The following is a 21,870-nucleotide window of genomic DNA, read 5'->3' as shown; positions in this document are numbered from 1 at the left end:
AAAAAAAGCCTTCGCGAGCGAAGGCCAGTGAATGATCACTAAAATTTAGTTTTGGAACGAGAGACGTGCTCCCGGAACGATGTTAGTCCCTTTTAGAACTTTGGCCTGAGAAATCACGTTAAGTAATTAAAGAAACTTCACCTGTGATTTCAGCAGAATTCGAGCAGGGTGATTTACGATGGAAAAAGCCGCCCGGGAAGGGCGGCAGCGCTTCAGTTTTAAGACTCCGGTTCCGCCTTTTTCCCGGCCAGCATGGCTAAGAAGTCATATTTCTGCTGCAACTCTTTCTCTGCCGCCACATACAACATTTCTGCCACTTCCGGCTGCTGGGAATTCAGTCGACGGAAGCGTTGCTCGTTGTTGAGCGTATCGGTCAGTCCGCTGGAAGGTGGCCTTGAATCCAGTGCCAGTGCCGGTTTACCTTCTTCCACGCGGCGCGGATCGAAGCGGTACAACGGCCAGAAACCGGTGGTGGTCAGCTGTTTCATCTGGTCATGGCTGAGCGCCAGATCGTAACCGTGTTCTTCGCACGGACTGTACGCGATAATCAGCGACGGCCCCGGATACGCTTCGGCTTCCTGAATGGCTTTCACCGTCTGGTTCAGCTGCGCACCGAGCGAAATTTGCGCCACATACACATGACCGTACATCATCATGCTGACGCCCAGATCCTTACGCGATTTCCGTTTACCCTGTTCCGCAAATTTCGTCACCGCGCCAAGCGGCGTGGCCTTCGACTGCTGGCCGCCGGTGTTGGAATAACACTGGGTATCGAGCACCAGCACATTGACGTTTTCCGTCAGGCTCAGCACGTGATCCAGCCCGCCGAAACCGATGTCATACGCCCAGCCGTCGCCGCCAATCAGCCAGATAGATTTGTCCACCAGATAATCAGCGTCGGTCGCCAGCTGACGCGCATCCGGCGTATCAATGTCTGCCAGAATGTTACGCAGCGCCGTGACATGTTCACGTTTCACTTCCGGCGTGGACGTCTCATCGCGCAGGCCGCCTAATAGCTCTGCGGGAATATGCTCCTCCAGCGAGGCGACTAAACGCAGCACGCGACGGCGATGCTGATCGACAGTCAGACGGAAACCCAGCCCGAACTCGGCGTTATCTTCAAACAGCGAGTTTGCCCAGGCCGGACCGCGGCCATCGGCGTTGGTGGTGTACGGCGTTGAAGGCAGGTTGCCGCCATAAATCGATGAACAGCCGGTAGCGTTGGCAATCAGCAAACGATCGCCGTACAGCTGGGTCAGCAGTTTGATATAAGGTGTTTCGCCACAACCGGAGCAGGCACCGGAATATTCGAACAGCGGCGTGATCAGCTGCGACGTGCGGATATCGATACGTTCCAGCGTGGTTTTATCAATTTCCGGCAGTTTGAGGAAGAAGTCATAGTTGGCGCGTTCTTCTTCCAGATGTTCAATGCGGTCTGCCATGTTAATGGCTTTGATGGACGGATCCTGACGATCTTTTGCAGGGCACACTTCCACGCACAGATTACAGCCGGTGCAGTCTTCAGGCGCAACCTGCAACACGTATTTCTGGCCGCGCATGTCGCGGGATTTCACATCCAGAGATTGCAGTGCAGACGGCGCGTCTTCCATAAACTCCGGCTGTACCACTTTGGCGCGGATGGCGGAATGCGGACAGGCCGCGACACAGTGGTTGCACTGAGTACACAAATCCGGCTTCCAGATCGGCACTTCTTCGGCAATGTTGCGTTTTTCCCATTGCGTGGTGCCTGTCGGCCAGGTGCCGTCCGGCGGGAAAGCGGAAACCGGCAGGGCGTCGCCAAGACCGGCCAGCATGGTGGCAGTGACGGTTTTGACGAAATCCGGCGCAGCGTCGGACACAATCGGCGGGCGTTTGCGCGGATTTTCCGGAATCGCCTGTAACGGCACTGATACCAGTTCTTCCAGCGTGGCCGCCAGCGCCATCCAGTTGCGTGTGACGATTTCCTCCCCTTTGCTGCTGTAGCTGCGGGCAATTGCGCCCTGCAATTCGGCCAGCGCCTGTTCGCCCGGCAAGATCTGCGTCAGGTGGAAGAACGCCATCTGCATAACGGTGTTAATGCGCGCGCCGAGTTTGCATTCACGGGCAATTTTGGCGGCGTTAATCACATAAAAACGGGCTTCACGCTGGATAAGCGTCGCCTGAACTTCCAGCGGTAAACGTGCCCAGACTTCATCAGCGCTGAACGGCGTATTGAGCAGGAAAATACCGCCCGGACGCAGACGTTCTGCCATCTGATACAGATCGATAAACTGCCACTGATGACAGGCGACGAAATGCGCCTGGCTGACCAGATACGCGGATTTGATCGGCTTTTCGCTGACGCGCAGATGCGACACCGTCAGACCACCGGCCTTTTTGGAGTCGTAAACGAAATACCCCTGCGCATACATCGGCGTGCTGTTGCCGATAATCTTGATGTTGTTCTTGGTGGCAGATACCGAACCGTCGCTGCCCAGCCCGTAGAACAGGGCCTCGAGCGAAGCGTGCTGCGGTAAATCTTCTTCCACCACCGGCAGGGAAAGGCCTGTCACGTCGTCATAAATGCCGACGGTAAAGCGCGGACGTGGCTGACTGAGTGACAGCTCGCGGAATATCGACATCACGCAGTCGGGGCCGAACTCTTTCGAGGACAGCCCGTAACGTCCGCCGGTCACTTTTGGCAGCGAATCCCGTTCGCCACGGCTATACGCTTCTGCCAGTGCGGTCATCACGTCGAGGTATAACGGCTCAGCCAGCGCGCCCGGCTCTTTGGTGCGATCGAGCACTGCAATGCTTTTCACCGTCTGCGGCAGCACGGACAACAGATGTTCTGCGCTGAAAGGACGGTACAGACGCACTTTCAGCACGCCGACTTTCTCACCGCGCGCAATCAGGGTTTCAATCACTTCTTCGGCGGTGCCGATCCCGGAACCCATCAGCACAATCACCCGTTCTGCCTGCGGATCGCCGACATATTCGAACGGCTTATATTCGCGGCCGGTGAGGGCGGCAAACGCATTCATGGCGTCGATAACGTGCTGACAGGTCGCGTCGTAATACGGATTAGTGGCTTCGCGTGACTGGAAATAGGTGTCCGGGTTAGCAGACGTCCCGCGGATCACCGGATGATCCGGCGAAAGGGCGCGTGCGCGGTGTGCGTCAATCTGCGCCTGCGGCAGCATCTGCTGGAGCGTGTCATCGCTCAGCGGGGCAATTTTGTTGATTTCGTGCGAGGTACGGAAGCCATCAAAAAAATGAATAAACGGCACGCGGCTGTTGAGACTGGCGACCTGAGAAATCAGCGCGAAGTCTTGTGCTTCTTGCACGCTGGCAGCAGAGAGCAGGGCGCAACCGGTCTGGCGCACGGCCATCACATCGGAATGATCGCCAAAAATCGACAGCGCGTGGGTGGCGACGGTGCGCGCCGCGACGTGCAGCACGAACGGCGTCAGCTCACCGGCCAGTTTGTAGAGCGTCGGGATCATCAGTAACAGACCCTGCGACGAGGTGAAGGAGGTCGACAGCGCACCGGTCTGCAATGCGCCGTGAACGGTAGAAATTGCCCCGGCTTCGGACTGCATTTCCATTACCGTCGGGACATCGCCCCACAGATTTTGCTTTCCTTCGCCTGACCACGCACCGGCAATTTCGGCCATGGTGGAACTTGGTGTGATCGGGTAGATGGCAATCACTTCGTTAGTGCGATAAGCCACGGAAGCGACTGCGTTATTACCGTCAGTGGTGATCATGGAATACCCTTTTGCGTTGCTCACAATTGCGGCCAGCAGGAAATTCGGTTTGCTGGCAAGAATGATAAAAGCTTAGCAGAGGGCGGATTAATCGATTTATCCTGATTGTGTGCAGGGCTATTTCGCTCTATTTTTTAACCGGTTACGCAATGACCCGCGGTGTAAGGATTTTTATTAGCCGCTGCCAGAAAACAAACACTCAGCAGCGGCTAAATAGGGGCGTGAGGAAATCAAACGGCGATTAATTAATATCGATGCGTTTTATTCCTTTCACCGACATCAGCGCCTCGTACAATTTATCCACGCTTTGTTTCGGACGCAGGATCACATCCAGAACCAATTCACATTTACTTTCATCTTCGTCGCGCTGATTCACTTTGATATGACCCGGACGTATACGCATTTTCTGTAACGATAATAACACCGCAGGCACGCTTTCCGGCATCAGGCGTATTTCGATTAAATGGTGATGGCCGACCCAGTGATTGCTGATCTGGCGAAAGACTTCCAACACAATTAAGGTCATGAAAGCGCCATATATACCGATTTCGTACAACCCGCTACCAATCACCAGACCAATGGCGGCGGTCACCCACAAACCGGCGGCGGTGGTTAAGCCTTTTACAATCTGTTTTTGAATAATGATGGTCCCGGCGCCGAGGAAACCCATCCCGCTGACGACCTGTGCGGCGACACGGCTGGGGTCGAAACTGACGTGGGTTTGCATCAGGATATCGGCGAAACCGTATTTCGACACAATCATAAACATCGCGCTACCGATACCCACCAGAATATGGGTGCGTAATCCGGCTTCTTTCGCGCGCAACTGACGCTCAATACCGATTAAGCCACCCAGGGCTCCGGCGAGGGCAATACGCAGGAGAAAATCTGTCAGCATAAAAAGGCTCCTTGTTGATTATATTTTCCAGTGTATGTAGACGGAAAAGAGGTTAATAACCGTTAATTTTATTAGCAGAAGAAATAACCAGGCGAAATAAAATGTGTCTGAGTGTTTAAATACGCCCTTTTTTTAGGAAAAAGTTGATGTTATTTCTCCGGAGGGCTCGACGGCGATGAAAAACGTCGGATATGATGGCGATTCGAAAAAATTCCCCGTCATATTCAGGAGCAGGACAGATGATCACTGCGTTTCGCGTGTTACTGGCCGCGGGTGTGCTGGTGTTAGCCGCATGCAGCAGCCACGACGATTCGGCTGATGTTGTGCAAAAAGGCAACAGCGTTAATATCGGACAGCGCACCGTTAATATAGACAGCCCGGCTTATGCAGCCTGTTCCATGGCGGGAGGCCAGTTACGAATGGCGCCGCAGCTTGATGGCAGCCGTGTCGGCATGTGTTCGATGGCGAATGGCCGTCAGTGCTCTGAAGGCGCGCTGATGCAGGGACTCTGTAAAGCCTGATAAAACGCCAAACTGATGTTTGGCGTTTTTGCATTCGTGCTACGACATACCTGCTGTTACATACGGTCTTTCAGACGATATACCAGCTGGTGTTTGCCCTGCGTCAGGATCAGTTTGTGATCCTGCAGGGTCACTGCCGCGCCGTTATTCAGAACGTCGCTGATCACGTGATCCCATTTGTTCAGATTTTCATCCGGGCACAGCATCATGGTGGACGCCAGGCCTTTCACGGTCAGCACGTTGTTTTGCAGCTTGCCCTGACCCATGAAGTTGTTACACATTTTGCCGGAAACATGCATGTTTGAGCCGAATTCGATATCCGGAATACGCCCCTGCGCCGCAGGAACCGTCTGACCATCGACACTCAGCAGTTCAAAGCGGTGGTGCTGCAGGTCGTTTTGTTTCACAGTAGTGTCTTGATTCATGCTGCAGGCACCCAGAGTCATCGCGGCGGCCAGAATAAACAGTGACTTCTTCATCTTCTCTCCTGAGAAATATTCCTTTAGCACTCGCCATGTCGATACATTCAACTGACTTATGCAATATTTGTCGGAGTATTATAGCGTGAATGGATGGTCAAGTTAACCCTTGCTGTATTTCTCCCGTCATCTCCCCATCATAAAAGCGTCATTTTAGCCCGATAGGTTATGCCCATCACGAGTCAGAGAGACACCGGCGGCATGAGCTATTTATCACTTCACCACATCCGAAAATCCTGGGGCAACAAAGTAGCACTTAACGACATCAGCTTTGATGTGGAAGAGGGCGATTTCATTGCGTTGCTGGGGCCTTCCGGCTGCGGGAAATCCACCATGCTGCGCACGATTGCCGGCCTGGAATCCGCGGACAGCGGCGCGATTTATTTCCAGCACACAGACGTGACCGCGCTCACACCGTCACAGCGCAAGCTTTCTATGGTGTTCCAGTCCTACGCACTGTTTCCGCACATGAACGTTCGCGAAAACCTGTTATTCGGATTGCGGGCGCGTGGCGAGGATAAACGTCATTTCGCTTCGCGGTTACAGGAAGTCAGCAAACTGATGGAGCTGGAACCCTTGCTCGACCGGCTTCCGGCGCAGCTTTCCGGCGGACAGCAGCAGCGTGTGGCGCTGGGCCGGGCGGTGATTGCCAATAACAAGCTGTGTCTGATGGATGAACCGCTTTCCAATCTGGACGCCAAGCTGCGTCAGAGTATGCGTCGTGAGATCCGTGCGATTCAGAAAAAGCTCGGTCTGACGATGGTGTACGTCACCCACGATCAGATCGAAGCGATGAGCATGGCGGACAAAATCATCCTGCTCAACGACGGGTGTATCGAACAGCACGACACGCCGGACAATCTCTATAACAACCCGACCAGCATTTTTACCGCGCAATTCATCGGGGCGCCGCCGATGAACATTCTGCCGCTCGAACGCCGGGGTCATCACCATTATCTGACCACCATGTCCTTGCCGGTGGTGGAAAACTTCCATCAGGACGCGATCAGTCTGGGGCTGCGCGCAGAAGATATTCAGCTGATTGCCGCCGAAAACGCCAGCCTGACCGCGCAGGTGATAAGCCACGAATACATGGGTGCGGATACTCTCATCGCCTGCGCCTTAGCCGGATATGCGCAACCGCTGACGGTCAAAGTCGCCGGGATGAAACGCTACGCCGAAGGCCAGTCCGTCGGGTTGCAGTGGGCGACGGGCGCACAATATTTTTTCTTCACAGCGGACGGAAAACGCTGTTATCAGGCGGAACAAGCCTGCCAGCCTTCAGATAAACGCGTCGCCGTGTAGCACGTTTTTTGAGTCACTTTTATTCTTACAACGACTATTACCGAAGGGAACATCATGTCTATTGCGCACCGTCTCTCACGTCTGACTGCAGCGATGCTTTTAATCACCGGAACCTCGGCTTTTGCGGCGGATCCTGTGAAATTACAAATGTATTACCCGATCGCCGTGGGCGGAAAAATCAGCCATACCGTGGATACCCTGGTGGAAGATTTCCAAAAAACACATCCGGATATCAGCATTCAGCCGGTGTATACCGGGGATTACGCCACCACAGTCACCAAGGCGCTGACCGCATTTCGTGGCGGCAATGCCCCGCAGATTGCGGTGATTGGCGACATTGAAGCCTATTCGCTGATCGACGCGGGCGCGATTTTGCCGGTCAGTGATCTGGCAAATGATGCAGACGGCAAAAAATGGATCGACGGTTTTTATCCGGCCTTTATCCGCCATATTCAGGATAAGGTGTGGGGAATTCCGTTCCAGCGTTCAACCGTGGTGATGTACTGGAACAAACAGGCGTTTGAGAAAGCCGGGCTGAATGGCGATACGCCGCCAGCAAACTGGCAGCAGGTGGTGGATTTCGGCAAAAAACTGGTGGTGCGTGACGGCAATGAAGTGAAGCAGTGGGGTATCGAAATTCCTTCAACGCCAAATGGTTACTGGAACTTCCAGGGGATTGCCGCCACCAACGGCAGCCATCTGGATAACGGCAAAGGCACGGCGGTCACCTTTGATACGCCGGCTAACGTCGAAACGCTGCAATGGCTGACTGATTTGTCGCAAAAAGAGGGCGTATCACCAAAAGGCACTATTGCCTGGGGCACCACGCCGCAGGACTTTATCGACGGTAAAACGGCGATGATGGTGACCACCACCGGCAACCTGACTACCGTGCGTGAAAACGCCAAATTCCCGTTCGGTGTGGCGATGTTGCCGGAGAAAACCCGGCGCGGCAGCCCGACCGGTGGCGGCAACCTGTACGTTTTTAAAAACACCTCGCTGGAACAGCAGAAAGCCGCCATGGCGTTTATCCGCTGGGTTTCTGCGCCTGAGCAGGCCGCCCGCTGGAGTATCGCGACGGGCTACGTCGCCACATCACCCGCCGCTTGGGAAACGCCGGTCATGCAGGATTACGTGAAACAGGTGCCGCAGGCGCTGGTGGCGCGTGAGCAGCTTAAATATTCCCAGCCGGAGCTGTCGACGTATAACAGCGTACAGGTCCAGGAACTGCTGAATCACGCGATCGAAGCCGCCGTGACGCAGGCCAAAACGCCGGCAGACGCGCTGAGTTCGGCGCAGAAACAGGCCGACCGCCTGCTGAAACCTTATCAGTAAGGACCGGCATGAGCATCCTGCACACTGTTGCACCGGCCGCCCGCACTCGCGGGCTGTCTTTACAGCTTTATGGTTATCTGCTGCTGTTGCCCGCGCTCTGTTTTTTGCTGTTGTTTACCCATTATCCGGCGCTGGCGACGGTGTGGGAAAGCCTGTTCAGCGCCGCGCGCAGCGGGCATTCCGCGCAGTTTGTCGGTCTGGATAACTACCGCGCACTGCTCGACGACGACATCTTTATGCTGTCGCTGCGCAATAACCTGCTTTATGCCGTGATCACCATCCCGCTGTCGGTCATTCTTGCGCTGATGATGGCGCTGGCGGTGAACCGTCGCCTGCGCGGTAACGCCATCACCCGCGCGGCGTTTTTCATTCCCTCGCTGTTGCCGATGGTGGCGATTGCCAACCTGTGGCTGTTTTTCTACACGCCGCAACTCGGGTTGCTTAACAAGTTGCTGGCGCTGTTTTCGCTGCCGGCGGTCAACTGGCTCGGTGAGCCCGGCACGGCGCTTTACAGCCTGATGGCGGTTTCCGTGTGGCGCGAAGCCGGATTCTTTATGATTTTTTATCTGGCGGCGCTACAGCAAATCGATCCGCGTCTTGCCGAAGCTGCTGAAATTGAAGGAGCGTCAAAACGCTATTTCTTCTTTCGCGTGCAGTGGCCGTTACTGATGCCGACCACGCTGTTCATCCTGATCAATGCCTCGATGAATGCTTTCAGGATTGTCGATCAGGTGATTGCCATGACCAACGGCGGCCCAAATAACAGCACCAGTTTGTTGCTCTTTTACATCTACCGCACAGCGTTCAGTTACTGGGATTTACCGGCCGCGTCAGCCATGACAGTCGTCCTGCTGGTGATCCTCGCTGCTATTGCGCTGATCAAATTTAATCTGCTGGATAAAAGGGCGCACTATCAGTGAATCGTTTTTCTCTCAGCCGTTTTTCCCTGAACCTCGCCATCTGGCTGGCGGCTTTGCTGTGGTTTTTGCCGGTGCTGGTGGCTGTCTGGGTATCCATTCATCCGGCCTCGGCGCAGGGCAGTTTTTCACTGTTCGCACCGCTGACCTTGCAGAATTTTATCAATGCCTGGAACGCGGCTCCCTTCGCCCGTTACTTTCTCAACACCACGTTGCTGGTGCTGATGATTGTGGTCTGCCAGCTGATACTGGCGACCCTGGCGGCGTATGCGCTGGTGCGGTTTAAACTCAAAGCCGGTGGATTTATCTTCGCGCTGATTTTGCTGCAACTGATGATAAGTCCCGACGTTCTGATCCTGAACAACTACAAAACCATTGGTGCGCTGGGGCTGCGTGACACGCTGGCCGGTATTGCGCTGCCGTATTTTGCCTCGGCGTTTGCCATCTTCCTGCTGCGCCAGACGTTTAAAAGCATTCCGCTGGTGCTGGAAGAAGCCGCCATCGTGGAAGGCGCCAGCCGGTTCTATATTCTGCGCAAAATCTACATCCCGCTGGCGAAACCGATTTACGTCGCCTTTGCGCTGGTTTCCATCAGTTTCCACTGGAATGATTTTCTCTGGCCGCTGGTCATTACCGATTCGGTGAAAGTGCGGCCAGTTACCGTCGGACTTCAGCTGTTTTCCGCGCCGGAACAGGGCGTGCAATGGGCGCTGATCAGCGCCGCGACGCTGATGACCGTGCTGCCATTACTGGTGCTGTTTCTTATCTTTCAGCGCCAGTTCGTTCAATCTTTTATGCGGGCAGGGATCCGATAAGCACCTGACAGGAGAATATTATGACCGTCACGACTTCATCCCCTTTGTTATCTGAGCGGCAGGCACAGGCGCTGGACAATGTCAGTTCACTGTACGAACAGCCGGAGGTGCATGATGCGCTGGTAAACGGCGCGCGGCTGCGGTTCGGGCTGATTGCGGATCCACAATATGCAGATGCCGATCCGCATAACATCCGTTATTACCGCAACAGCCTGAATAAACTGGCTACGGCTATCAATGAGCTGAATGACTTAAAACTCGATTTTGTCGTCACATTGGGTGACCTGGTGGACAGAGACTGGACCAGTTTTCAGGCGGTTCTTGACCGTTATGACGCGCTGCGCCATCCGCATGCGGTGCTGATCGGCAACCACGATGCGCAGGTGATTTCTGAACATCTCGGTGCGCAAAAACCGGCATTGGGTCTGCCGAAAAGTTACTATTCGTTCAGTTTGCCGGGCTATCGTTTTCTGGTCATTGACGGCAACGACGTCAGTTTGTACTGCAATCATGCCAACGGTGACGACCATCAGCTGGCTGAATATATGCTGGAAGAACTGACCGAATGCCAGCAGTCGCAGGCGCAGCCGTGGAACGGTGCGGTAGGTCGCAAACAGCTGGAATGGATTGAACAGAATCTGCGAGAAGCCCGCGAACGGCGTGAAGTGGTGCTGGTTTTCGGCCACTACCCGCTGACGCCGGTAAACAGCCATAACCTGTGGAACTGCGAGACGCTGGTTGAACTGCTGTGCCGTTATGACGTGCGCGCCTATTTCGCCGGTCACGACCATCGCGGCGGCTACGATCGCGTCGGGAATACCGATTTTATAACGCTTAAGGGAATGGTCGACGGCGAAAATAGCCTGCCGTTTTCCTCGGTGACGCTGGCCGATGACGTGCTGACCATCACCGGTTATGGCACGGAAATCAGCCGTGTGCTCAGTCGCTGATAACTTAGTCGCTGACAACTTAGTCGCTGACAACTCAGCCGCTGACAGCGACAGCAGAAATAAAAAAGGCTCACCAAAGTGAGCCTTACCCGTTTTACGATCCTTATGCGGTCAGCAGATTCGGGCAGTGAACGCCTTTCGACAGCTGATCAATATTCATCAGCGTGGTTTCTGAAATGCTGGTCAGCGCATCGCTGGTCAGAAACGCCTGATGGCCGGTGAACAGCACGTTGTGACATGATGACAGGCGGCGGAATACGTCGTCGAGGATCACTTCGTTGGAGTTATCTTCGAAGAACAGATCGCGTTCGTTTTCGTAAACGTCCATGCCCAGCGCGCCGATTTTTTGTTTTTTCAGCGCATCAATCGCGGCGGTGGCATCCAGCAATGCGCCACGGCTGGTGTTGACGATCATCACGCCATCTTTCATCTTGGCAAACGCATCGGCATTCAGCATGTGGTGGTTTTCCGGCGTCAGCGGACAGTGCAGTGAAATCACATCGGATTCAGCATACAGCGTATCCAGATCGACATATTCAGCGCCGAGTTCCAGCGCCAGCGGGCTTGGGTACGGATCGTAAGCCAGAATGCGCATACCAAAGCCTTTGAGAATACGCATGGCGGCCACGCCGATTTTACCGGTCCCGATAATGCCGGCGGTGCGCTGATACATGTTAAAACCGATCAGGCCTTCCAGTGAGAAGTTGGCTTCACGGGTGCGCTGATAGGCGCGATGAATGTGACGGTTCAGACACATCATCATACCTACTGCGTGTTCGGCCACCGCCTCCGGCGAATAGGCCGGTACGCGCACCACCGAAATCCCTAGCTCTTTCGCTGCATCTAAATCGACGTTGTTAAAACCGGCACAACGCAGGGCGAGGGTTTTAATGCCAAGGGCCGCCAGCTCCTGTAACACGTCGCGGCAACCATCGTCGTTAACGAAAATACAGACTGCATCAGAACCTATCGCTGTTTTCGCCGTTTGCGGGGTCAGCAGAAAATCGAAAAATTCCAGCTCGTAGCCATAATGTTGATTGACCAGTTCCAGATATTTCCGGTCGTAATTTTTAGTACTGTAGACAGCCACTTTCATGGTGTTTCTCCGCAGTGAGTTTGAATCTCTGGCGAAACGGTTTCCACCTGTTTTATAAGGAATAAACAGTTTCAGAAACAATTCGCAATATGGTACCAAACTAGCAGAGCGCAGGGGCGCAGACAATTTTTCCCGTGCTATTTGGCTCAGGTGTTCTGGCAATCCGGCCATCAGTTGTTACGCTAATTATGATATCTTGCGGGCGGTTAGGTCATTTAGTGAAGTATAAGACAAGGCAAGTCATGAGGAACGGACTGAAGAGAAGCGCGCAGATACTCCTGAGTATAGTGGTGATTATCGCATTGCTGATGTGGGTGTTATGGAAAACCGTGCCGCGCTGGTTGCCCGTTGTGGCCGGGCACTGGCTCCCCGCAGGCACGCAACTGACGCTCAAAGGCGCACCGCGCTGGGCTGACGGAGTACTTCAGTTGACGGGCGTGAGTTATGCCGCCGGTGACTGCCAGCTTGCCACCGCGCGCAATGCCCGCCTCAGCCGTCATGACGGACAATGGGCGCTGAAACTGGACGCCCTGAGCGTCGACACCGCCTGTCTGGCTAAAATGCCGAAAAGCGACAGTCAGCAGACGCTTTCGCTGGCCGATATTCAGCAGATGTTGCCGCCCGGCGATATCAGCATTGATCATCTTTCTGTCACGCCCTGGCAGCGCTATGCCGGTCAGTTGCAGATCAGTAATGCTGGCGGCACGCAGCATCTTTCCTTTAATGGCGAATCGCTGAAACTCGACGCGGTGCTGGACGGCAACCGTCAGCTGGCGATCCATTCCTTCAGCCTGACGCCACCGGGCAGCGACCAGCCGGTCACGCTGAGCGGCAAATTGCTGCTGCCTGCGACGTTAGATACGCTCCCGGAATCCGGCGAACTGCACGCCGAAATGCAAACTGCGCAGGTGCCCAACCCGCTGGATATTCAGCTCAGCTGGCAGGCGACTGAAGGCGTGCTGACGTTGACAGAAAAAGACAGCCAGCAGCCGTTACTGATGCTGCCGTGGAAACTGAGCAATAACGTTTTAGACATCACGCATGGGCAGTGGCGCTGGCCGTATGCTGCGCAACCGCTGGCGGGTGGCGTAAACCTGACCCTCAGTGACTGGACGCCGACGTTCGATCAAACCAATATCACGGCGCGCCTGAACGTGCTGACGCAGGGGCACAATGGTAAGGCGAACGTGGTGCTGACCATGGGGCCGGGGCGCGTCGGGCTGCTCGACAGTAATCTCGGTTTCCGCCTCACCGGACAAGCCAATTTGCAGGCCACTTCTCTGAGTGCGTCGCTTCCCGGCCAGCTCAGCGGTTCGGTTCTGAATCCGACGCTGTCACTGCGCAGCGGTTCACTGCTGCGTGCGTGGGGGAAACCGACGCCGGAGCTGACGATCAGCGATGCGCGCTGGCCGCTGGCGGGGGTAAAAGTGTCGGCTGAGGGCGTCAGCGGGCCACTTCAGGCCATTCTTAAAGCACGCCACAGCTTCTGGGGCGCGTTTGATTTACATCTTAGCGGTAAAGCGCTGACATTCTGGCCAGATATCGGCCAGTGGAATTTCAACTACTGGGGCAACGGTCATCTGCCGCCGCTAAACGGTCGCTGGGATATGTCCGGCAAAGGCCAGTGGCATGACAATCTCATCAGCATTAATTCGCTTTCCACCGGTTTTGACCGGCTGCATTACGGCCTCGTCGATGTCGATGCGCCGCGTCTGACACTGGAACATCCTTTACTATGGAAACGTCCGCCGTCTTCGCGTTTTAAACCGCAGTACCCTGATTTACCCACAGAATTTAAAGGTGACATCAAACTGGTGGCGAAAAAAATTGCGCTGGAGAACGGCGGATATCTGCCTCCGGCAACGCTGGCGTTACAGCTCAGCGGCGACAGCCCCGACAGTTTCACGATGCGCGGAATGCTTGATGCAAAACCGATTGGCCCGATCCGGCTTAACGGTCGCTGGGACGGCGAACGTCTGCGCGGTGAAGGCTGGTGGCCTAAACAACAACTCACCGCGTTCCAGACACTGCTGACGCCGGATCTGAACATCAAATTACGTGCAGGATCGTTCTATGCGCAGTCGGCATTCTCGGCGGCGCGCGGGCAGGGATTTGTCGCGGGCGGCCACTGGGTAGTGAAAAACGGCGGCTTCTGGATGAAGGACGGCGATCTGAGCGGGCTGGATTTCAGTCTGCCTTATCGCCTGAAAGATCAGGTCTGGCAGCTCGGCGTGAAAAAACCGGTGACGCTGCGCATCGGCGAAGTGAACAATCTGGTCAAAATGCAGAATGTGACTGCTGATTTACAAGGTCATTATCCGTGGAGTGAAAAGACGCCGCTGACCCTGAGCAATCTGGGTGTCGATATGCTGCGCGGGCATCTCAGCCTTTCCGCGCTGCGTATGCCGCAGCACGATGCGGCGGTGCTGAAGTTCGACAAGATCAATCTCAGCGAACTCTTCACGGCGCTGAAACCGAAACAACTGGCGATGTCGGGCGTCGTCTATGGTGAACTGCCGCTGTACGTGGAAAATCCGCAGTGGATCATTCATAACGGCTGGATCAGAAATGACGGCGGCCTGACGCTGCGCCTCGATCCGCAATTCGCGGACGCGATGGCCAGCGGGAATTTCGCCAATAACATGGTGATTGGCCTGCTGCGGTATCTGGAAATCAGCCGTTCTGATGCGCTGGTCAGCCTGGATAATCTTGGCGTGCTGTCCATGAAAGCGAAAGTGGACGGGGTGAACTACACCGACACTACGCACGGCGGTGAAAAAGAAAAACGTGAAATCGTCCTCAACTATTCCCACGAGGAAAACATCTACCAGCTCTGGCGCAGCTTGCGCTTTGGCGACAATCTTCAGGAATGGCTGCAACAGCAGATGTCTTTGCCTGCGAATGCGCTGTCAAAAGGCTCCGCTGCGGCCGGGCAGAAAAAGGATCCAACAGTGAGGAAGGAACAATGAAACTGCAATTTGCAGGACCGTGCGTGGCGCTTTGCGTAGTGATGCTCAGCGGATGCGTACCGCGCATCGAACTGGCTGCGCCGAAAGAGCCGATCACTATCAATATGAACGTGAAAATTGAACACGAAATTCATATCAAAGTGGATAAAGACGTGGAAGATCTGCTGAAAAATCAGAGCGATTTATTCTAGGAGCCACTATGTCCGCGATAATTTTCAATAAAAATGGCCTCAAAAGAATCAGCCTGATGTTGCTGGCCGGTGGTTTGCTGTTTTGCAGTCAGGCGTTCGCATTAACGCTCAATGAAGCCAAGCAACAGGGGCGTGTGGGCGAAACGCTCTCCGGTTATCTGGCACCGCTGAAACAAGACGCGGAAAGTGTCGCGCTGGCGTCAAAAATCAACGAGGCGCGCAAACAGCAATACCAGCAGGTGGCGCAGGAAAATAACGTCAGCACCGACGATGTGGCAAAACTGGCCGGACAGAAACTGGTCGCCAGAGCAGGAAAGGGTGAATACGTTCGCGGCATTAACGGACAGTGGTTGCAGAAATAGGGTTTACAGAAGAGAGCGGGTGATTTTTGGGGAAAAACGGCGCAAAAAAGCGCGCTTTTCAGCGCGCAATAGCGTTATCACAACATCATCTGAGCGGAACGGACAGATTCTTAAGTGAATGGGTGCTCAGATTGTGATAAGGGTCATTATGCCGCAGCCAGTTCTTTGATGGCCGCATCGATGGCTGCTTTCGCATCAGTCTGTGCTTTGGTCGCCACTTCAGGACCGTATGCAATGCCTTCAGCGTAAACGAATTCTACGTCGCTCATGCCCAGGAAGCCCAGGAACAGAGAGAGGTATGGGGCAACCAGATCGCTTGGGGTGTCTTTATGAATACCACCACGGCTGGTCAGAACGATAACGCGTTTACCTTTCACCAGACCTTCAGGGCCTTTCTCAGTGTATTTGAACGTCACGCCAGCACGGGCAACCAGGTCGAAATAGGTTTTCAGCTGAGTCGGGATGTTGAAGTTGTACATTGGTGCAGCGATAACGATCACGTCATGCGCCTGCAGTTCGTCGATCAGGGTGTTAGACAGCGCCAGTGCTTCTTCCTGACGTGGTGTCAGCGGAGCATCGGAAGGACGCAGTGCGCCAACCAGTTCGCCATCTAATACAGGGATTGGGTTAGCCGCCAGGTCACGAACTGTTACGGTAGAACCGCTGTTTGCAGACTGATACTGTGCAACCAGGTAATCGGCCAGTTGGTTTGACTGAGAGAAGTTAGCCAGAATGCTTGATTTCAGAACGAGTACTTTGCTCATTAGTGAGTTCCTTAACTGTGTGGTACATAGGGTGTTGGTTTTTATAACCAGAACGTTCCCCGAATGGAACTTACTTTATTCAGAAAGCTTATGCAGTGATAGCGCAATATTTAGAGACCTATCATCGATTTTTTTGAACAACTTCAAATCCGGTCGCAAAATCACCCGTTTTCAGCATCTTCAATACCTTGTGTTAACATAGACGCAAGCAGGCAAGGCGTGAACCTTCCTCATCCCCCATTCAGATTCAGCTGGCGCAGATGATTTGCTCTCCGGCTGACATGTAACAAGGAATTCCGATCGTGAAATCACCGCTCGCGGCATTATCAGCGCAGTTAGACGGGCTGATGCTACGTGACCGGCAACGCCTGCAACGTCGTTTGCAGGGTGCCAGAAAGATTGATAAACCCGAAGCACTCGACGCGTTAAGTGCTGAAATCCAGACCGCCATCAACGTGAGCCTGAAGAAAGTCAGCGCCCGTGAAGCGTCACGGCCAAAAATCAGCTATCCGGAAAACCTGCCGGTCAGCCAGAAAAAAGAAGACATTTACAACGCTATCCGCGACCACCAGGTGGTGATTGTGGCGGGCGAAACCGGCTCCGGTAAAACCACGCAGATCCCGAAAATCTGCATGGAACTCGGTCGCGGGATCAAAGGCGTGATTGGTCATACCCAGCCGCGTCGTCTGGCGGCGCGTACCGTGGCCAACCGTATTGCCGATGAGCTGGATACCACGCTCGGTAACACGGTCGGCTATAAAGTCCGTTTTAACGATCAGGTCAGCGAAAACACGCTGGTTAAGCTGATGACCGACGGTATTCTGCTGGCGGAAATCCAGCAGGATCGCATGCTGATGCAGTACGACACGCTGATCATCGATGAAGCGCATGAACGCAGCCTGAACATCGACTTTATCCTCGGTTACCTGCGTCAGTTGCTGCCAAAGCGTCCGGATCTCAAAGTCATTATTACCTCGGCGACCATTGACCCGCAGCGTTTCTCGCGCCATTTCAATAATGCGCCGATCATTGAAGTGTCTGGCCGGACGTATCCGGTCGACGTGCGCTATCGCCCGATTGTTGATGATGCCGACGATGTTGATCGTGACCAGTTGCAGGCGATTTTCGATGCGGTCGATGAACTCGGTCGCGAAAGCATGGGCGACATCCTGATTTTCATGAGCGGTGAACGTGAAATTCGTGATACCGCTGATGCGCTGAACCGTCTGGATCTGCCGCATACTGAGATTTTACCGCTGTATGCACGACTGTCGAACAGCGAGCAGAACCGCGTGTTCCAGTCGCATTCCGGTCGCCGTATTGTGCTGGCGACAACGTCGCCGAAACCTCGCTGACCGTGCCGGGCATTAAATATGTGATTGACCCCGGTACCGCGCGTATCAGCCGTTACAGCTTCCGCACCAAAGTGCAGCGTCTGCCGATTGAGCCGGTGTCTCAGGCGTCCGCTAACCAGCGTAAAGGACGTTGCGGACGTGTGTCCGAAGGTATCTGTATCCGTCTTTATTCGGAGCAGGATTTCCTGTCGCGTCCGGAGTTTACCGACCCCGAAATTCTGCGCACCAACCTGGCGTCCGTTATTTTGCAAATGACGTCGCTGGGGCTGGGCGATATTGGCGCATTTCCGTTCGTGGAAGCGCCGGACAAACGTAATATTCAGGATGGCGTGCGTCTGCTCGAAGAGCTGAACGCCATCAATAATGCCGTCGATGGCCGGTATACGCTGACGCCACTGGGCCGTCAGCTGGCGCAGTTGCCGGTGGATCCGCGTCTGGCACGCATGGTGCTTGAAGCGCAGAAAAACGGCTGTATGCGCGAGGTGATGATTATCACGTCCGCGCTGTCGATTCAGGATCCGCGTGAACGTCCGATGGACAAACAGCAGGCGTCCGATGAAAAACATCGCCGTTTTGCTGACAAAGATTCAGATTTCCTGGCGTTCGTGAACCTGTGGGATCACCTCAAAGTACAGCAGAAAGAGCTGTCTTCGGCGCAGTTCCGCAAATTATGCCGCAGCGATTACCTCAACTATCTGCGCGTGCGTGAATGGCAGGATATCTATACCCAGCTGCGTCAGGTGGTGAAAGAACTTGGCCTGCCGGTGAACAGTGAACCGGCAGAATATCGCGAAGTTCACTGCTCGCTGCTGACCGGCTTGCTGTCGCATATCGGTCAGAAAGATGTGGATAAACAGGAGTATACCGGCGCGCGCAACGCACGTTTTGCCGTCTTCCCGGGATCCGGATTATTCAAAAAGCCGCCTAAATGGGTGATGGTTGCTGAACTGGTGGAAACCAGCCGCCTGTGGGGGCGCATTGCCGCGCGTATCGAACCGGAATGGATCGAGCCGCTGGCGCAGCATCTGGCGAAAAGCAGTTACAGCGAACCGCACTGGGAAAAAGCGCAGGGCGCGGTCATGGCGACGGAAAAAGTCACGTTGTACGGGCTGCCGATTGTGGCGGCGCGTCGTGTGAACTATGGCACGATTGATCCGGTCGTTTCCCGTGAGCTGTTTATCCGTCACGCGCTGGTGGAAGGCGACTGGCAGACGCGTCACGCGTTCTTCCGCGCTAACCTGCGTCTGCGTACCGAAGTCGAAGAGCTGGAACACAAATCCCGTCGCCGCGATATTCTGGTCGATGACGAAACCCTGTTCCTGTTCTATGAGCAGCGCATCGGGCAGGAAGTCGTGTCTGCACGTCACTTTGATACCTGGTGGAAAAAACAGCCGCAGGACAGCCTGAACTTTGAAAAAAGCATGCTGATCAAAGAGGGCGCAGGCAATATCAGCGCCCACGATTACCCGAACTTCTGGCATCAGGGCAATCTCAAGCTGCGCGTCACTTATCAGTTTGAACCGGGTACGGATGCCGACGGCGTGACGGTACACATTCCGTTGCCGCTGCTCAATCAGGTGACGGAAGAAGGTTTCGACTGGCAGATCCCTGGCATTCGCCGCGACCTGATTATGGCGCTGATTAAATCGCTGCCAAAACCGGTTCGACGCAATTTTGTGCCGGCACCGAATTACGCCGACGCTTTGCTCGGTCGCATTAAACCGTTCGAAATGCCATTGCTCGATGCGATGGAAAAAGAGTTGCGTAAGATGAGCGGCGTGACGGTGTCACGTGAAGACTGGCAACTGGACCAGGTGCCCGATCATCTCAAAATGACCTTCCGCATTGTTGATGACAAAAACAAAACGCTGCGTGAGGGCAAAGACCTGCTGGCACTGAAATCCGGTCTGAAAGAGCAGGTTCAGCAAACGCTGTCTGCGGTGGCGGATGACGGCATCGAACAGCGCGATCTGCATGTCTGGAGTTTCGGTACGTTGCCGGAACGCTACGAGCAAAAACGTGGTGGCTACGAAGTGAAAGCCTATCCGGCGATTGTCGATGAGAAAGACAGCGTGGCGATCCGTTTGTTCGACAGCGAGCTGGAACAGCAGCAGGCGATGCTCAGCGGTATGCGGCGTTTGCTGTTGCTGAACATTCCATCTCCGGTCAAATACCTGCACGAGAAGTTGCCGAACAAAGCCAAACTGGGGCTGTACTTTAACCCGTACGGAAAAGTGCTGGATCTGATCGACGACTGCATTTCCTGCGGTATCGACAAACTGATTGCTGAATCCGGCGGCCTGGTGTGGCGCGAGGAAGATTTTGCGAAGCTGCATGAGCACGTACGCGCCAATCTGAATGAGACGGTGGTACAGATTGCGATTCAGGTGGAGCAAATCCTGACCACTGTTTTCAGCATCAACAAGCGGCTGAAAGGGCGGATTGATATCACCATGGCGCTGGCGCTTTCAGATATTAAAGCGCAAATGTCCGGGCTGATTTATCGCGGCTTCGTGACGCAAAACGGCTGGAAGCGTCTGCCGGATACGCTGCGTTATTTGCAGGCGATTGAACGCCGGATGGACAAACTGGCGATGGATCCGCACCGCGACCGCGCACAGATGTTAAAAGTGGAAAACATCCAGCAGCAATGGCAGCAGTGGATCAACAAACTGCCGCCGGTGCGTCAGCAAAGTGAGGATGTAAAAGAAGTGCGCTGGATGATTGAAGAGCTGCGCGTCAGCTACTTCGCTCAGCAACTGGGCACGCCATATCCGATATCGGATAAACGTATTTTACAGACCATGGAACAGCTGGTTTAACCGGTTCTTTAAACTACAAAACCGCCTTAGTGACTTAAGGCGGTTTTTTTTATGCTCTGCAACGGTGATTCAGACGTTTACTGAACGGGAGCCTTCACCGGTGTGCTGGCGCTGATGACGCCGGAAGACAGCGTGTTCAGTGCGTCACGAATGGCCGGAACGGCCAGCGCGCGGTTGTCTGCCAGATAGCGATCCTGCGCGGCAGGCGCGGAACTTTGAATCGCGACCAACGACCAGCCGTCAGCATTTTTCAGCAACAATGGCGAACCGCTGTCGCCCGGCAGCGTGTCACAGCGATGCGATAACACGCCCGGTTGTGCCCAGCCTGTCACCAGACAATCCTGATGCACGTATAAATCATCCAGATGATCTTCCGGATAGCCTGCCTGTGTCACTTTTCTGCCTTCCTGCTTGAGCAGCGCAGTCAGATCATCGCGTGAACCTTCCCACAACGGCAGGGGTTTGATCGGCAATGCCAGCTTTTCATCCGTCAGACGGACCAGCGCGAAATCGAACGGTGCGGCTTTTGGCGGAACGATCCAGCCATCGCCATCGGCTTTCAGTTTCTTACCGAGCTTAGGATCCACCAGGGTTTGCAATGCCGTTATCTGATAACGCCATTTCTGATTGTGAGAAATAAAACGCAGGGCAATGACTTTGTCGATCTTACCCGGAGGCGCGAGAACACAGTGACCGGCGGTGAGGACCAGATGTTTGGAAATTAGGGTGGCGGTACATAAATTACCGCTTTCGGTTTCAATCTGTCCGATGGCCTGCCACGGCCAGTGCGCCGCCGCAGAAACCTGAGTTCGCTGATCGTGACCGAAGAACAGGGCCGTTTTTTCTTTTAAGCTGATTGAAGGTGCGTCGCTGTCTGCGTCATCCGGAGAATCTGCATGAACAAGAGGACTGGCTGTAAAACAGAAAAAGCACAAAAAAAGCGGTAACGCGATGCGCATAACATTCTGACCTTGAAAACAGGGAGAACCCGATAACCAGTTATTATGGAACGATTATAGACGGTTATCTTTCGTGTTGGATAGATTTGTCTGATAACTCAATCTTTTGAGAAGATGACGGACGTCATCCGGGATACTTCAGAAGTAGAAGAACAGGGTGATCAGACCGCAGAGGATCAGAGAGCACAGGGTGATTTCGAACAGGTAGCGGCGCAGCATCTTCCATCAGTACCTCAAGATAAAGAACCGGAGAAAAAAACACCCGGCGAACCGGGTGTTAAATCATCAGTCTTGATAATGGTGAGTAGATACGCTCACAAAGACTTCTTACTGACTACTTATGCTGCTGGTGCAGCTTTCTTAGCATGTTTCACGTGTTTTTT

General features: G+C 54.3%; 16 protein-coding genes and 1 pseudogene. 11 read left to right on the top strand and 6 right to left on the bottom strand.

Translation table 11 applies throughout. The features are described 5' to 3' along the window. Nucleotides 1–218: 218 nt before the first annotated feature. Complete coding sequence (gene nifJ / locus UC15_RS04160; protein ID WP_112287265.1) at nucleotides 219–3,749, bottom strand: pyruvate:ferredoxin (flavodoxin) oxidoreductase; 3,531 nt, start codon at nucleotides 3,747–3,749, stop codon at nucleotides 219–221. 241 nt (nucleotides 3,750–3,990) lie between these two features. After that, nucleotides 3,991–4,647, bottom strand: a complete 657-nt coding sequence (locus UC15_RS04155) for an MgtC/SapB family protein (RefSeq protein ID WP_112287264.1) — start codon at nucleotides 4,645–4,647, stop codon at nucleotides 3,991–3,993. A 239-nt stretch (nucleotides 4,648–4,886) separates the two neighbouring features. On the opposite strand from UC15_RS04155, the gene UC15_RS04150 reads away from it, so the two are divergent. Continuing rightward, entirely contained in the window at nucleotides 4,887–5,168 is a 282-nt protein-coding gene (locus UC15_RS04150) for a DUF333 domain-containing protein (protein WP_112287263.1), read from the top strand. A gap of 56 nt (nucleotides 5,169–5,224) precedes the next feature. Here UC15_RS04150 and hslJ read toward each other — a convergent pair whose 3' ends face one another. Then, entirely contained in the window at nucleotides 5,225–5,647 is a 423-nt protein-coding gene (gene hslJ, locus UC15_RS04145; RefSeq protein ID WP_112287262.1) for a heat shock protein HslJ, read from the bottom strand. A 201-nt stretch (nucleotides 5,648–5,848) separates the two neighbouring features. Between hslJ and UC15_RS04140 the strand changes: the two genes are divergently transcribed. Genes UC15_RS04140 through UC15_RS04120 form a run of 5 tightly spaced genes read left to right on the top strand, consistent with a single transcriptional unit; the run spans nucleotide 5,849 to nucleotide 10,969 of the window. Then, nucleotides 5,849–6,952, top strand: a complete 1,104-nt coding sequence (locus UC15_RS04140) for an ABC transporter ATP-binding protein (RefSeq protein ID WP_112287261.1) — start codon at nucleotides 5,849–5,851, stop codon at nucleotides 6,950–6,952. A 54-nt stretch (nucleotides 6,953–7,006) separates the two neighbouring features. Next, on the top strand, nucleotides 7,007–8,287 hold the full coding sequence (locus tag UC15_RS04135) for an ABC transporter substrate-binding protein (RefSeq protein WP_112287260.1): 1,281 nt from the start codon (nucleotides 7,007–7,009) through the stop codon (nucleotides 8,285–8,287). An 8-nt stretch (nucleotides 8,288–8,295) separates the two neighbouring features. Further along, nucleotides 8,296–9,207 (top strand): carbohydrate ABC transporter permease, encoded by a 912-nt coding sequence (locus UC15_RS04130; RefSeq protein WP_112287259.1) that lies wholly within the window; start codon nucleotides 8,296–8,298, stop codon nucleotides 9,205–9,207. After that, on the top strand, nucleotides 9,204–10,019 hold the full coding sequence (locus UC15_RS04125) for a carbohydrate ABC transporter permease (RefSeq protein WP_112287258.1): 816 nt from the start codon (nucleotides 9,204–9,206) through the stop codon (nucleotides 10,017–10,019). Before UC15_RS04130 ends, UC15_RS04125 begins: the two co-directional genes overlap by 4 nt. Before the next feature lie 20 nt (nucleotides 10,020–10,039). Next, the gene (locus UC15_RS04120) at nucleotides 10,040–10,969 is read left to right on the top strand and encodes a metallophosphoesterase (protein ID WP_112287257.1); all 930 of its coding nucleotides are present in this window, start codon (nucleotides 10,040–10,042) and stop codon (nucleotides 10,967–10,969) included. A 103-nt stretch (nucleotides 10,970–11,072) separates the two neighbouring features. On the opposite strand, the gene UC15_RS04115 is transcribed toward UC15_RS04120, so the two are convergent. Further along, nucleotides 11,073–12,065 carry a 2-hydroxyacid dehydrogenase gene (locus tag UC15_RS04115; protein ID WP_112287256.1) on the bottom strand — a complete coding sequence of 331 codons (993 nt, stop codon included), beginning with the start codon at nucleotides 12,063–12,065 and terminating at the stop codon, nucleotides 11,073–11,075. Nucleotides 12,066–12,319: 254 nt separating this feature from the next. Between UC15_RS04115 and UC15_RS04110 the strand changes: the two genes are divergently transcribed. The 3 genes from UC15_RS04110 to UC15_RS04100 are packed head-to-tail and all read left to right on the top strand — an operon-like array spanning nucleotide 12,320 to nucleotide 15,587. Then, a complete protein-coding gene (locus UC15_RS04110; RefSeq protein ID WP_369964170.1) occupies nucleotides 12,320–15,034 on the top strand; it encodes a YdbH family protein in 2,715 nt (904 codons plus the stop codon). After that, complete coding sequence (locus tag UC15_RS04105) at nucleotides 15,031–15,225, top strand: YnbE family lipoprotein (protein ID WP_112287254.1); 195 nt, start codon at nucleotides 15,031–15,033, stop codon at nucleotides 15,223–15,225. The genes UC15_RS04110 and UC15_RS04105 overlap by 4 nt, the downstream gene beginning before the upstream one ends. A 56-nt stretch (nucleotides 15,226–15,281) precedes the next feature. Continuing rightward, nucleotides 15,282–15,587: a YdbL family protein gene (locus tag UC15_RS04100; protein WP_112287266.1), complete on the top strand. Its 306-nt coding sequence runs from the start codon at nucleotides 15,282–15,284 to the stop codon at nucleotides 15,585–15,587. Between the two features lie 146 nt (nucleotides 15,588–15,733). Here UC15_RS04100 and UC15_RS04095 read toward each other — a convergent pair whose 3' ends face one another. After that, the gene (locus UC15_RS04095) at nucleotides 15,734–16,351 is read right to left on the bottom strand and encodes an FMN-dependent NADH-azoreductase (RefSeq protein WP_112287253.1); all 618 of its coding nucleotides are present in this window, start codon (nucleotides 16,349–16,351) and stop codon (nucleotides 15,734–15,736) included. A 302-nt stretch (nucleotides 16,352–16,653) separates the two neighbouring features. Here UC15_RS04095 and hrpA point away from each other — a divergent pair. Beyond that, a pseudogene (hrpA, locus tag UC15_RS04090) lies at nucleotides 16,654–20,528 on the top strand (ATP-dependent RNA helicase HrpA). A gap of 77 nt (nucleotides 20,529–20,605) precedes the next feature. On the opposite strand, the gene UC15_RS04085 reads toward hrpA, so the two are convergent. Then, nucleotides 20,606–21,487, bottom strand: coding sequence for a serine protease (locus tag UC15_RS04085; protein WP_112287252.1), 882 nt, complete (start codon nucleotides 21,485–21,487; stop codon nucleotides 20,606–20,608). A 114-nt stretch (nucleotides 21,488–21,601) separates the two neighbouring features. On the opposite strand from UC15_RS04085, the gene UC15_RS25895 reads away from it, so the two are divergent. Continuing rightward, nucleotides 21,602–21,870, top strand: a 269-nt coding sequence (locus UC15_RS25895) for a hypothetical protein (protein ID WP_232829810.1), incomplete at its 3' end; no start/stop codon positions are given.

The sequence above is a fragment of the Rahnella sp. AN3-3W3 genome (genome assembly GCF_003263545.1).
In the GTDB taxonomy this organism is placed as follows: domain Bacteria; phylum Pseudomonadota; class Gammaproteobacteria; order Enterobacterales; family Enterobacteriaceae; genus Rahnella; species Rahnella variigena.
The sequence above is the reverse complement of the archived record's forward strand: the minus strand, read 5'-3'. Positions and strand labels throughout refer to the sequence as shown.